At 36.7% G+C, this 13,018-nt stretch carries 11 protein-coding genes; 10 read left to right on the top strand and 1 reads right to left on the bottom strand.

The genetic code is table 11. The annotated features are described in order from the left end of the window. Window positions 1-20 precede the first annotated feature (20 nt). The 7 genes from RDV78_04080 to RDV78_04050 all read left to right on the top strand — a co-directional run bounded on the left by RDV78_04080 (window position 21) and on the right by RDV78_04050 (window position 7,869). The gene (locus RDV78_04080) at window positions 21-782 is read left to right on the top strand and encodes a hypothetical protein (protein ID MDS1029684.1); all 762 of its coding nucleotides are present in this window, start codon (window positions 21-23) and stop codon (window positions 780-782) included. Between the two features lie 298 nt (window positions 783-1,080). Further along, complete coding sequence (locus RDV78_04075) at window positions 1,081-2,127, top strand: hypothetical protein (protein MDS1029683.1); 1,047 nt, start codon at window positions 1,081-1,083, stop codon at window positions 2,125-2,127. 1,235 nt (window positions 2,128-3,362) lie between these two features. Continuing rightward, the gene (locus RDV78_04070; protein ID MDS1029682.1) at window positions 3,363-5,513 is read left to right on the top strand and encodes a caspase family protein; all 2,151 of its coding nucleotides are present in this window, start codon (window positions 3,363-3,365) and stop codon (window positions 5,511-5,513) included. A 71-nt stretch (window positions 5,514-5,584) separates the two neighbouring features. Beyond that, on the top strand, window positions 5,585-6,343 hold the full coding sequence (locus RDV78_04065) for a transposase (GenBank protein ID MDS1029681.1): 759 nt from the start codon (window positions 5,585-5,587) through the stop codon (window positions 6,341-6,343). 79 nt (window positions 6,344-6,422) lie between these two features. Then, entirely contained in the window at window positions 6,423-6,731 is a 309-nt protein-coding gene (locus RDV78_04060; protein ID MDS1029680.1) for a potassium channel family protein, read from the top strand. Further along, a complete protein-coding gene (locus RDV78_04055) occupies window positions 6,704-7,294 on the top strand; it encodes a TrkA family potassium uptake protein (protein MDS1029679.1) in 591 nt (196 codons plus the stop codon). Before RDV78_04060 ends, RDV78_04055 begins: the two co-directional genes overlap by 28 nt. A 299-nt stretch (window positions 7,295-7,593) precedes the next feature. Continuing rightward, window positions 7,594-7,869 (top strand): type II toxin-antitoxin system Phd/YefM family antitoxin, encoded by a 276-nt coding sequence (locus tag RDV78_04050; GenBank protein ID MDS1029678.1) that lies wholly within the window; start codon window positions 7,594-7,596, stop codon window positions 7,867-7,869. Between the two features lie 486 nt (window positions 7,870-8,355). Here RDV78_04050 and RDV78_04045 read toward each other — a convergent pair whose 3' ends face one another. After that, the gene (locus RDV78_04045) at window positions 8,356-10,236 is read right to left on the bottom strand and encodes an Ig-like domain-containing protein (protein MDS1029677.1); all 1,881 of its coding nucleotides are present in this window, start codon (window positions 10,234-10,236) and stop codon (window positions 8,356-8,358) included. Window positions 10,237-10,495: 259 nt separating this feature from the next. Between RDV78_04045 and RDV78_04040 the strand changes: the two genes are divergently transcribed. Genes RDV78_04040 through RDV78_04030 form a run of 3 tightly spaced genes read left to right on the top strand, consistent with a single transcriptional unit; the run spans window position 10,496 to window position 12,916 of the window. After that, window positions 10,496-10,906: a GtrA family protein gene (locus RDV78_04040; protein ID MDS1029676.1), complete on the top strand. Its 411-nt coding sequence runs from the start codon at window positions 10,496-10,498 to the stop codon at window positions 10,904-10,906. Window positions 10,907-10,909: 3 nt separating this feature from the next. Continuing rightward, a complete protein-coding gene (locus RDV78_04035) occupies window positions 10,910-11,641 on the top strand; it encodes a glycosyltransferase family 2 protein (protein ID MDS1029675.1) in 732 nt (243 codons plus the stop codon). 9 nt (window positions 11,642-11,650) lie between these two features. After that, window positions 11,651-12,916 (top strand): glycosyltransferase family 39 protein, encoded by a 1,266-nt coding sequence (locus RDV78_04030; GenBank protein ID MDS1029674.1) that lies wholly within the window; start codon window positions 11,651-11,653, stop codon window positions 12,914-12,916. Window positions 12,917-13,018 lie beyond the last annotated feature (102 nt).

Genomic DNA, 13,018 nt, shown 5'->3' with positions numbered 1-13,018 from the left:
TATTAAAGGGGATTGAGTTTATGCAAGCAGCAGAGAAATGTGAGGGTCTTCAGAATTATGATGATAAGTTTATTTTAAAAAGGTTAATAGAAGGAAAAACAAGGGATGAAATTGCCTCGGAACTAGGGCATAAAAGCTATCGTACCTTGGATATGTATATGCGCAGGCATGGTTATTTGTGGGACAATTTCAAACAGACATATGTTCTAAAAACTGCTGAACTAGATTATCCAGTGCTAAATATGGAAACTAGTAAAGTTTCCAAAGTCATCAGTTTTTTTGAGTCTGGTTTAGATCCACGGGAAATTGCCAAAAAGTTAAGCTTCCGAGATCATCATGATTTGGCTGAGTATATGAAGGGGAAGGGTTATGTTTGGTCTTTAGAACAGAAAAATTATGTTCTTAATAAATGTACAGTAACTGAAGAGCAGCCTACAGAGGCAGAGCCTTTGCCTTTGGATAATGATAATCCAGAGGATGACGCATATGAAACAGAGGTTATTATCAAAAATCTTTTACCCATGTTGCAAATGATTAACAAAAATAGAGATAGATTAGCTGAGCTGCTTGCCATAAATGAAAGTGGAACAATTCCCAGATACGTTATTGGTGGGATTACCATTACTAAATCCCTATGTATGTCCCATTATTTAGCCGAAATGGTTAAGGATTTTAGTAAAGAAAAAAATATTAGCCAAAGAGAGATATTTGAAGTAGCTTTAATTGAATTTTTCAAAAAATACGGCTTTGAAAAAGAAGTCCGGGCCTTATTTTCCCTGTGACCGAAGTGTGACCGAAGGGTGACCGAAGGGACGGTTCTTCTGGGTTATAAGTAACAGCTAAAAAGACCTTGTGGACAAGGGAGCAATCCTGAGTTCCAGGGTCTTTTTCTATTAGTTCATGTCCACCTGCTTCTGCTGGATAAAAAACTTCTTCAAAACCCACTGAAAAACAACCCATCCTTCCTCCAACCAATCGCCTTTTCAACTGTTTCAACAATTCCTACCAGGTTTTGTAGTATAATAGGATAAAGTGCCTATAGGAAAATAAACAGGGTTTGATTAAAAAGGGTGTGATTAGGTGAAAGATTCTATAAAAAGAATATGGTTAAAAATATGGCCAAAATCAGTAGTTACTGTTTTTGGTGTACTATTATATTTCTTGGCTGTTAGATTACCAGAAGATATTAAAGGATTGCTAGTAAATGTAGCTGCTAGCCTAATTTCCATTCCAGTAATTTTTATTGCTTATGAACTTTGGAATGAAAAAAGCCATAGAGCCTTAAATGAGAGAGTATACAGATATGCTGAAAACGAAATGAGTCAAGCAATGCTTGAAATAAGAAAATACATGGAAATGCTACTAGAAGGATATTGTGTATATTTCGATTATGGCGATATCATAATTGATGATAGTAACCCCGAAAATTACATATTACATATGAATGATGAAGCTAAAATATTATATGATGAAGACGGAGAACCCTATCAGTTAAAATATCAGCTAGAATACTGTGATGAAGTTAAACATGATACATTCGATTTATATGAATTAGAAAAAGATTCAGTAGGTCCGGTAATTGCAGATGTTCAATATCTAGGATATCAAATTGCCGATATTGATTTAGAAGATATTGTTGATCGTTTAGATGAACTACTTAAACACTCCTTTATAATGGAGAGAATGGATGATGAAGAAAGTTCTATAATAATTCATTTACTAGAGGCTTCTAAGATGCTTCACTCGTTTGTTGAACATCATAAACATGATTTATTTTTACGGACTAACATAAAAATTAAAGGATTTGCACTCCAGGCATCAGAATATCAAGATTCCCCAATGGGTAGAGTAGGTATGTACTCTCTATATTATAGAGAGGAAGATGAAGTAAACGAACAAACAAAAGGAACAAGCAAAGACCCATCTTATGAACAATTACTTGATAAAAAAATTATAATGAATGTCCAGGAGGATAAACTATTATCAGTATATGTTGTTAATCCTGATTATTACATAATGTTTGGTGATTTGATAACTGAAGTATTGTCGTGTATACGTGATTGGAGAGAAACTAGTGCTGGTGCAGTGGTAACAGATTATGAGTCTGGTTGGATTGGGCCTTTGTAATTGACCAAGGGGATGGCTCTCTTGCTTCCTTCAATAGTGCAAGACTCCAAGTTGCATCACGGGTTGCACCATGGGTTGCACCATGGGGACGGTTCTCCTGGTTCATTTATTTTTAAAACGTTTTTATTTCTTAGCACTCCTGTTTGGGGTGCTTTTTCGTTATACCTAAAAAAATATGTAAGCCTAGCTGTGCTAAGGCTAGGCTTTAAAAGTTGAATCGGTAAATGCTATTACAGGTCAACATAATATTGTTAACCTGTTTTTATCTTAGCAAAATACCCTTTTGTCAACAATGGTGGATTAATTGCAGAAAATGCAGTAAATAACATGGCAGTGTTTTTTTGCCTTCAAAGCAATTTAAAACCAAGGGGACGTAAGCGTCAAATACTACCCACCTAGTTAATTTCTCTCGGTAATGCGATAATCTTCCCAAAACACCAGGAAACCAGGGGGCGGTTTTTCTGGCTTGTTTTACGCTTACATAAAAACAACTTGTTGACTTAACCGGTCAACAGCTGAACAAGCATTACTGTGCTTGTTTTTATAACACTACTTTCATTGCTTGAACTTATGTTTTTTTCATTTGGGTGTAAACCCGTTTTGCTCACGCTCTTGATAGCGTTTTTCCATTCGAAAAATTATTTATTTCCTCTTTATTCAAACATGACACCATATTTAACATACTTGGATATTAATTCCATAGATGCTACCAAAGTCTTTTGAAATTTACTAATGGAAAGCCCTTATTTCTGTTGATTTATAAATAGTATTTGCATTTAAAAAATTTTTATGTTAAAGTTTCAATTTTCATAAATTATACAAAAAAAAGAGCCAAAGGGACGGTTCTCTTGGCTCTTCTTTTTTTCTGGAACCAAGGGGACCGTGGACCGTCCGAAATCACTGAAAGAGGATACCAAATTGGCTATCCTCTTTTAAATTTACCGCAGGTGGTTAGCTTGGCTTGTGTGAGCATGCTTTTTAGACCACTATACCCCACTTTAAAGTTGAATTAGTAAATGCTATTACCAGTTAACACAATATTGTTAACCTTGTCCGTATCTTATCAAAAATCGTATATTTATAATGGGGGATTAATTGCAAAACATGCAGCAAATAACATGATCTGCTGACTGTGGCTATTTTTAGTAAGAAAAAAGGTAGGAATTAGCAATTAAATTTTGTATAATAAAAAAAGTTAAGACAAAAAAAGTAAATTATGTTTAAGGGGTAAAGCTATGGTTTGGCAAAGAAGGATAGAAAAAATATTTTTGCTTGGGGTGTTTCTGTTTTTATTTTTATTAACTCCCAGTTATGCAAATGCCCAAGGAACTTACAGAGCCTTATTGATTGGCAATTATCAGTACATTGATGGCAACGATTTAAATGGACCTCCTGCTGATCTGGATAGAATGGATAATATTTTAGCAAAGAGTAGATTTGGCACTGCTAAAGAGCACTTTTCTGCAATTAAGCGGGTTGATAATGCAACTAAAGCCCAAATGCTTTCAGCTATTAAAGCAGCTTTTAAAGATGCCGATGACGATGATGTTTCCTATTTCTATTACAGTGGCCATGGAGCTCTAGATAATTATGGCCAAGCGTATTTGTGGGCCGTCGATAGTTACTATTATGAGGACAGCTTAAATGTCGATGAACTAGAAAGCGCTTTAAGTTCTATTCCAGGTACTAAAGTAGTTATCCTAGATTCTTGTTTTTCCGGCGGCTTTATTAATAAAGATACTAGTCAAACGGATCCTGTGCTCCAAGAGCAGCAAGCAGCATTTAACGAAGCCGTCAAAAAAGCTTTTGGCAAAGAACAATTAAAGGGCTTTCTGACAAGTTCCCAATTCAAGGTGCTAACTGCAGCCTCAAAAGACGAAACTTCAGTTGATACAGCCTATGCGCCGGATTGGGGCTTTGGTGGTGAATTTACAAATGCTTTGGTCAAGGGTTGCGGATACATAACCAATTACTATCCTGCAGACCGTAATAATGATGGAGAAATATCGCTCTTTGAAATTTACTATTATACTAAGAATAAAGTCATCAACTCTAATGTCCAAGTATATCCGGAAAACGATAGCTTTGAGTTTATTGGTTTGGAAAACTATATACCTGTAACTGCTATTTCCTTAAATCAAAGTCAATTAAATTTAAAAGAAGGAGAGGGTTATCAACTTGTGGCTAACCTTTCGCCGCAAGATGCCAGCGTTAAAAATGTTAAGTGGTCAAGCAGTGATACGAATATTGCTATTGTAGACAGCACTGGCTATGTGCTTGCTAAGCAACGCGGTAATTGCAAAATTGTCGCAACTACGGAAAATGAAAGTTTAAGTGCTGTGTGCCAGGTTGAGGTAGAGAGTAAAGAGTTAAGTGAATATACCGAATTTCAAGGGCCCACCGTATTTAACGACATTGATTTGACTAAAGCTTGGTCAATAAAATTTAATAAGACTTTAAATCCTTATACTGTTAATTCCAATAATATTAATATTGTCGATAATAATTTGCTGCAGCATCCTAGTAAGGTGGCTCTGAATGATGATCAGAGGACTGTTGTAGTAATACCAACTAGAGATTATTTGCCTAATTCCCACTATAGCATTTTAATCAATAAAGGGTTGTTGGCTGAGGATAAGAGTCAACTGAAAAATGGAGTAATCGTAAATTTTTGGACCAAGTCCAACACTGCCCTTTTACATAGCCCAGAAAATTTGATAGCAACAGCTGTCTCAACTGATGCCGTTGAATTAAAATGGGATCAGGTGGAGGATGCTGATTTTTATTATGTTTATTATAGTGACAGTCCGACAGGCCCTTTTAAGGCTTTTACCGATGAGAGCGGGGCAGAACAGCGCTTTTATTGGTATGATGATTATTGTGTGCTTGTTTACGGCTATGATAATAATGAAACTGTCTATTATCGGGTGGCGGCTGTAAAAGATGGCCTAACCTCTGATTTGAGCAATGTTGCTTCAGCCACTACTTTTGCTGAAGATTATTTTACACCTTTGGACACTATCTGGTTTGGCTATTTTGCTGATTATCCGGAGGTGGAAGTTGGCGTAGCTCTTGATTCATTTTTTGCTGAGCCTAATTGGGAGGAACAAGGTAATCTTGTTACGTTTACAGGCTATTGCTATTATGATGGTGAAGAAGTGCGAATCAGCTTATACTTTGAAGTGCAAGGAGACGATTTTTCCCTTACGGCTGGAAAAAGAGACGACAAAATTTTAAGTGATGATGAAATAACATATTTATTAGATGTTGTTTATAGTGATTTTCAAGGGCTCAGAAATCAGCAACAAGGGCTTTGGCAAAAAGGCTCAAATAAGACAGGGGTACATGTGTACCAAAGGTACCAAAGGGACGGTTCTTCTGGTTGAAGGTACCAAAGGGACGGTTCTTCTGGTTGCATATTTCCGTTATACATGTTATGGTAAAAGGTGGTTAAAAGATGCCAAGAACAGGAAGGGAAAAAAGTAAAAGCGGAATATACCATATTGTCTTAAGAGGAATTAACCGACAGACAATCTTTGAGGAAGAGGAAGACTCTTTAAAATACCTTAAAACATTACAAGATTTCAAAGAAAAAAGTGGTTATCAGATATACGCATATTGTTTAATGGGAAATCATATTCATTTGCTTCTTAAGGAAGGGCAAGAAGAATTAGGAATTATTATGCGGCGCATAGGGGCTAGCTATGTGTATTGGTATAATTGGAAATATGGCCGTTGCGGACATTTATTTCAGGATAGATATAAAAGCGAAACAGTTGAAGATGAAAGCTATTTTTTAACTGTATTAAGATACATCCATCAAAATCCTTTACAGGCAGGTATAGTAAAGGATTTTGCAACTTATAAATGGAGTAGTTATTCAGAATATTTAAAAGAAAGTACAGTTTTAGATACTGACTTTGCATTAGACCTATTTAGTAATGATAGAAAAACAGCTGTAGAAAGGTTTAAAGCGTTTCATTTGGCAAGTAACAATGATCATTGTTTAGACATAGAAGAATACAGAAAATTGACGGATAATGAAGCAATTGAAATTATTAAAAGAATATCTAATGTACGGCATTGTACGGAAGTTCAAACTCTAGATAAAAATAAAAGAAACAGCTTTTTGATAGCTTTCAAAAATGCAGGCTTATCCACAAGGCAAATAGCAAGATTAACGGGTATAAGCAGAGGGGTAATTTTAAAGGTCTAGTATGAGCTCAAGGGCGATAAAGAGAAAGCCAGGGGAACCGTCCCCTTGGCATCCTAGTCACGATTGGTGGATGACTTTTATGTTTTCACGAAAACAAATACTTATTTCTGTATTTAGCATGGTAATCTTATTGGTGGTTGGGGTTATTGGCTTTTGTGCCACTGAAAAAATTAGTTTTTTTGAAGGGCTGTGGTTGACATTTACGTCTGTGTTAACGGTGGGATATGGTGACTTAGTTCCTAAAACTACATTAGGAAAAATCTTTGCTTTAGTTATCATACCCCTTGGAATAGGTCTTATTACTTATATAACTGGGGCCATAGCAGGATCAATCGTTGAGGGGAAAATATCAAAAACCATTTGGAGGAAAAGGATGGGGAAATCTTAGAAAATTTAAGTAAAGAGGCCCCTTACATTATTGGGGACGCAACAGAGGACAAAGTCCTTTCTGCTGCAGGGATTGAACGGTGTGCAGGGGTAATAGCGGCTTTGCCTCAGGATGGTGATAACGTTTTAATTGCATTAACAGCAAAAGGCCTAAACAATAATGCAACAGTTGTGGTAAGAGCTGAAAAAGCAGAGTCGGAAGACAAATTATTACGTGCAGGAGCGGATAAGGTTATTAATCCTTCAAGCATTGGAGGAAGAAAAATGGCAATGTCTCTTTTAAAGCCTGCCAGTATTGAATATATAGATAACATATTGCATAGTTCGGAAGAGCTGTGCCTTGACGAGTTAGTTATCCCTAACGGGTCAGAATTAATAGACCATACTTTGCAGGAAGTAAAGGTTAGACAAAAATATGGCATTAATATATTAGCAATACGCCGTGGTGATGAAGTAATAAGTAATCCTACTGCTGATGAAAAACTGCTGGAATCAGATTTGGTAATAGTTTTTGCTACTTTAAAGCAGCTAACACTTTTTAAGCAAGCAGAACATATCACGTAGGGGACCGCAGGGACGGTTCCTCTGGTTTTCAGGGCAATAGACTAAAACATTGGGACGATTAAAAAATTAAAATGTACCTTTGACCGCAATAAGGTTTTGCTATAGGTATCTTTGTATTCAATTAGATAAAGTTAAAAAATTTTTAAAAGCGTTAACATTTCTTAATCATAACACAACCTCCTACTGTAGATTCTACAATAGGAGGTTGTTTCTTCAATGTCCTTTTTCATGGGTTTTGTTTTCTAATCCCATTTCACTAAGACCTTTTAGGTACATTTTGAGCCAGGAGAACCGTCCCCTTGGTTCCTGCTTGGTTCCTGAGGCCAATAAAGGATTTGAGAAATACAGCTGAAATTTCAGAACTCTGTCATAGCAAACAGGAGCCAATTTTTATAACTAAAAACGGTTATGGAGATTTAGTCATAATGAGTATAGACACCTATAAGAGAGAGATAGCCCGAGCGGATTTATATAAAAAACTGGCTGAAGCAGAAGCACAAATTGAAAATGGGGAGCCGCTTTTAGATGGAGAAGATGTTTTTGCAAAGATGAGAAAAAAGCATGGCAGACAATAACTACCGCATAAAATTCACCCCAAAAGCAAGTGATGATTTAGACGAGATTTACAGCTATATTTCTGTGGTTATCATGCGTGTTTTATATGGTCGGCAAAAATATCAAGATCTGCTTTAAAGCATCTGTTAACAGGTGCTTTTTATGCTTACTTCTACATTTAAGCTTAAATGAAAGTACATAGAGCAATTATGTAAGCCTAGCTGTGCTAAAGCTAGGCTTTAAAAGTTGAATCGGTAAATGCTATTACCGGTTAACATAATATTGTTAACTGCTTTATTTTAACAAAATGGGCTACTGTCAACAATGGTGAATTAATTGCAGAAAATGCAGTAAATGGCATAATGACCAAAGGGACGGTTCCCTTGGTTTGCACGCAACTGCCTAACAAAAAAGACCCCAAGATTGGATTTAGGTTTTCACCTATTTCCAACTAGGATCTTTTTGGTTAGCATTTTTAGTCCGAGAGAACCGTCCCCTTGGTTCCCTTATTTCGTAATTGTAATAGTATTAGCTGTTTTATTCCAAACTACAGTAGCTCCCAGGGATTCGCTGACAAACCGCAATGGAATCATGGCTCTGCTTTTGACGATTTCCGGAGCCACATCTAAGGTTTTAGTTTGGTTATTAACCATAGCAGTTTTTTGATTTATTTTCAGCACAATTTGCGTTGTGTTTAATTTGCAGATAATTTTTGGCTGCTTTGGTGTGCTGGTATCATATTGGACGGTGGCGCCTAAAGCTTCTAAGAGAGCCCGGAAGGGCACCATAGTTCTTTGATTCTTAGTATAAGGTGCAGCATCAGTCAAGGTTAAGGTTTTTCCGTTAACGATAATTGTTGTAGTTTTGGAATTACCTGGTTTTACAGTTACGGTTGTTCCCGTTGAACCAGTACTTGGTTTAGTGCCAGTGTTAGTACTTGGAGTGGTACTTGGCGGATTAGGATTAGTTACGGTTTTAAAGCTCCAATTAACTGGTTCAATATATTTGCCATTTTCATCTTGGATGAAAGAAGATAAATAGATGGTATATTCAGTGTTATATTCCAAATTACTTACCGGTGTAATATGGATAGTATAGGAACTGCTGGTGTAGCTGACCTTAACAGGTATTAAGACAGTTGGAGTACTTTTTTTCGTTAAATAAACGTTGCTTTCATTAACTGTACTTTCCTCTAAGCCATTGGAGAATATGGCATAAAAGTTTCCTCCTGAAATAGGTGCACTTGTGCTGCCCGGTAAAGGACTTTTTAGATAAACTTCAGCATCTGTTTCCGCAGATTCAGTTGTAAATTTCCAGCTGTATGAGTCCAAATTGTTCCTATCTTCATCTTGGACATCATCTGTTACATAGACTGTATAAGTAGTATTCTCGTCTAAATCGTATTTAGGAGATAAAATTACTGTTTTAGTAGAGCTGTTGTAACTAATATTACAATCTATATCGGAGTTTGAATTGGATTTGCGCAGATAAATGTTATCGGTAGTCACAGTGCTGGAACGCAGTTTCCCATCAAATTTAATGGTAATAGGCGCATCAACTTGGACATCTGTATCATTAGCATCAGGGTCTGTACTGGATATTTCTACATTGCTTTCATCATTAGAATTTGCTTCTGTTGTGAATTCCCAGCTCTCGCTATCGATGCGGTCTCCATCTTCTGTTTTCACGTCATCGGTAACATAAACTATATAACTTTCATCTTCATCTAAATCCTCATCGGGAGTAATAGTTACTTTATTTGATGAGGTGCTATAACTAATATCAATGTCAATATCCCTGCTGGAGCCTGATTTCCGTAAATAAATATTGTCCGTATCTTCTACTGTATTTTCATCCATATCTTCGGTGAAGTAAAAAGTGATTTTAGTGTCTACTGGGACATCATCATCCCCATCGTCTGGATCCCGATCTTCAATATATTCGGAATCTGAATCCGAATTTTCTTCTGTAGTAAAGTACCAGCCATCGCCCTCAAATGCATTTCCGTCGGAATCTTCTACATCATTTGTAACGTAAATGTAGTATTTGGTATCTTCCTGCAGGTCATCATGAGGCGTAATGGTAACCGTACGGGTGGAACTATTGTAGTCATAATCACACTCCACATGTCTGCTGGAACCATCTTTAACTAAATAAATATTGTCTTCATCTTCCAAAGTGGATGCCTTCATACTTTTGGAAAATCTAATAGTAATATCTGTATCTACCGGTATATCTGTATCCCTATTTTCCGGATCACAAGATGAAATTTCAGGACTGCTGGCATAAGAAGCAGCTGGTGCGGCACAAACGATTGTGGACACCATGCCTAAAGTCACTAATGCGGCACAAAATTTCTTTCCAATACTCTTTAATTCTAAACCCATTGTAACACCCCTTTAAAACCATAATTTATGTAGTTCAAATAAGCCGGAATTAAAATGGTTCACCTCCTAAAAGGCTTCTACTTATTTAGACTTAGAATAAAACAAAAATGTTCCAGGGTTGCCAAATTCCTATAAAAATATTTTAGCAAATTAAAACTCCTCCGTGTAAGAAAAATGCTTTAAATAAAAATTAGCAATGCATACTACATTTTTTTTGTGTACAATAACTAAAGACAGGGTAAGAGAAAGGATTAATGGAGTGAAAAGACTACTAAATATATCTGCTTATTTGGTTTTTGGAGTTTTAACCACGGTGATTAATATTGTGTCTTACAAAATTTGCTTGGACCTTAATTTGGATTATAGAGTAAGTGCCTTTCTGGCATTCATTTTGGCAGTTGCTTTTGCTTTTGTGACTAACCGCAAGTATGTTTTTGTGGGCCAAGCTTCTATTTGGCAGGAAGCAGCAGCATTTTTGGGAGTGCGGATTTTAACTTTTCTAGTGAATTTAGTTGGCTTGATTTTTCTAGTACAGTTTCTGCAAATAGATAAATTCATTAGTCAAATTCTGATTAATGTTGTTATCATAGTTTTAAACTATGTACTGAGCAAATATTTTGTTTTTAATCTGAAAAGTATAAGCAATTATTTCAAGTCGAGAGCGGTGTAAATAGTGTCCCAAAGAATATTTTTATCTGTAGTTATTCCTGCCTATAATGAAGAAAAACGTTTGCCTAAAACGTTACAAAAAATCAGTTCTTTTTTACAGGGTAAGGATTATGCTTACGAAATCCTGGTAGTCAACGACGGCAGCAAAGATGGAACTAAGCAGGTCGCCGAAGATTTTCAAAAAAAAGATCTTAATATACGAGTTATTGATAACCCCCAAAATATGGGTAAAGGATATGCTGTCCGTAATGGTATGCTGCAGGCCCGGGGGCAGTATTTCCTTTTTACCGATAGTGACTTATCAACTCCCATTGAGGAACTGGACAAGTTTTGGTCTAAGTTTCAGGAAGGATACCAAGTTGTTATTGGGTCCCGCGCCTTAAAAAATTCAGTAATTAAAGTTAGCCAGCCCTTTTACCGGGTGCTTATGGGAAAGACTTTTAATGTCATCGTAAGGTTCCTTTTTTGGACAAGGATTAAAGATACCCAATGCGGTTTTAAATGCTTTACCCAAGAGGCAGCCCAAGCAGTATTTCCGAAGCAGCAGATTTGGGGCTTTGGTTTTGATGTAGAAGTTTTGTTTATTGCCCGGAAGCTAGGTTACAAAATTTGCGAGTACCCTGTAGAGTGGGTCAATTCTCCTGATACTAGGGTCAGTGCCTTAAAAGATTCTCTCAAAATGTTTTGGGAACTTTTAAAAATTCGCTCTTCCTTACGTAAAATCAAAAAACATTAGGAGTGTCCTATGAAGAAAAGTTTATTATTAATTTTAGGAGTAGCTTTTGTACTGAGAATCCTTTGGATCCTTAATGTGCCCACTGCTCCGGTTTACGACTTTTTAAAATACCACCAGGGAGCTTTGTCTATCGCCCAAGGGTTAGGTTATAAACTCTATGGTTTGCCCACGGCTTTTGAGCCTATTGGTTATCCCGGCTTTTTAGCACTCCTTTATAAAATATTTGGCCCTTATTTAATAGTGCCGAAAGTAGTTAATGTTTTCATGTCCCTAGGCATAATTTACCTAGGGTACGTTTTAGGCAGAGAACTTTTTCACAGGGGGGTAGGTCTTCTTGCCGCCCTGATGCTGGCTTTATCCCCTCGCAACATTACTTATACAAGCGTTTTAAGTACGGAAATATTTTTTACTTTTTTCCTGCTCTTAAGTTTAGTTATTACATTAAAATATACTTCTGCCAAATGGAGTGGCCCTATCCTGGGGATCTTAGCGGGGATCTTAGCCTTAACTAAACCTTTTATGCTGCTTTTCCCAGGAGTTATCTTTCTGCTGCTTCTGGTTCGGAAGATGAGCTTTTTAGCCTCCTGCAAAAAAACTTTATGGGTTACTCTTTTTGTTATCCTAACTATTTGCCCCTGGACTATTAGAAACTATTACGTTTTTCACCGTTTTATTCCTATTTCTACCAATGGAGGCATAACTATTTATTTGAATAATAATCCTTATGCCCAAGGACACTGGCAGGATCCCTTTAAACTGCCGAACAGCCCTTTAGCTAAGTATCAAAATCCTAAGACAGGTTTTTGGGATGAGCTGGCTGTAGATAAGGTAGGTAAAGAGCTGGCCGGGAAATGGATTTTAGAAAACCCGGGAGACTTTATTAAGCTGGGCTTAAAAAAATGGTATTACATTTATAACGATGCCTGGGACGTGAGCTACAGCGTAGACAAGCTGACTAACGGCAAACCCCTCGAGAACCGTTGGTGGGTTTATCGAACAGCCCGCCAGGCTTATAAGTTTTTGGCATACTCTTTGCTCCTCTATGCCTTGTTTTTCTGCAGAATGCTTTTTACCGGCAAAGGCATTGGCCTTAGGAGCCACTGGCCCTTGCTTTTACCAATCATGTTTTTTTCCGGCCTTTATTTTATTTTCGAAGGCCAGCCTAGATACATTTTCCCCTTACTGCCCATGTTAATTTTAATGTCATCCTGGGGAATAATAAGCTTCTTTAGGTTCCTTGCCTTAAAATTTAGCTTGAAGAGTAAAACCTCCTAAAAAATTACATAATTAAAACAATATTAAGGAGGGGAAAAATGATTGGGAAACTGACTATTTAAAATTGAAAATATATGATCAGCAAGGCAAGTTAAAGGTTCA

This window comes from Bacillota bacterium LX-D, from assembly GCA_031628995.1.
Classification (GTDB): domain Bacteria; phylum Bacillota; class DUOV01; order DUOV01; family Zhaonellaceae; genus JAVLUO01.
This window is presented reverse-complemented; position numbering and strand designations above follow the sequence as displayed.

Bases quoted from the DNA above. Each gene is read 5' to 3' on its own strand.
- RDV78_04080 (MDS1029684.1), top strand. From the start codon at position 21: ATGCAAGCAGCAGAGAAATGTGAGGGTCTTCAGAATTATGATGATAAG.
- RDV78_04070 (MDS1029682.1), top strand. From the start codon at position 3,363: ATGGTTTGGCAAAGAAGGATAGAAAAAATATTTTTGCTTGGGGTGTTT.
- RDV78_04065 (MDS1029681.1), top strand. From the start codon at position 5,585: ATGCCAAGAACAGGAAGGGAAAAAAGTAAAAGCGGAATATACCATATT.
- RDV78_04060 (MDS1029680.1), top strand. From the start codon at position 6,423: ATGTTTTCACGAAAACAAATACTTATTTCTGTATTTAGCATGGTAATC.
- RDV78_04045 (MDS1029677.1), bottom strand. From the start codon at position 10,236: ATGGGTTTAGAATTAAAGAGTATTGGAAAGAAATTTTGTGCCGCATTA.
- RDV78_04030 (MDS1029674.1), top strand. From the start codon at position 11,651: ATGAAGAAAAGTTTATTATTAATTTTAGGAGTAGCTTTTGTACTGAGA.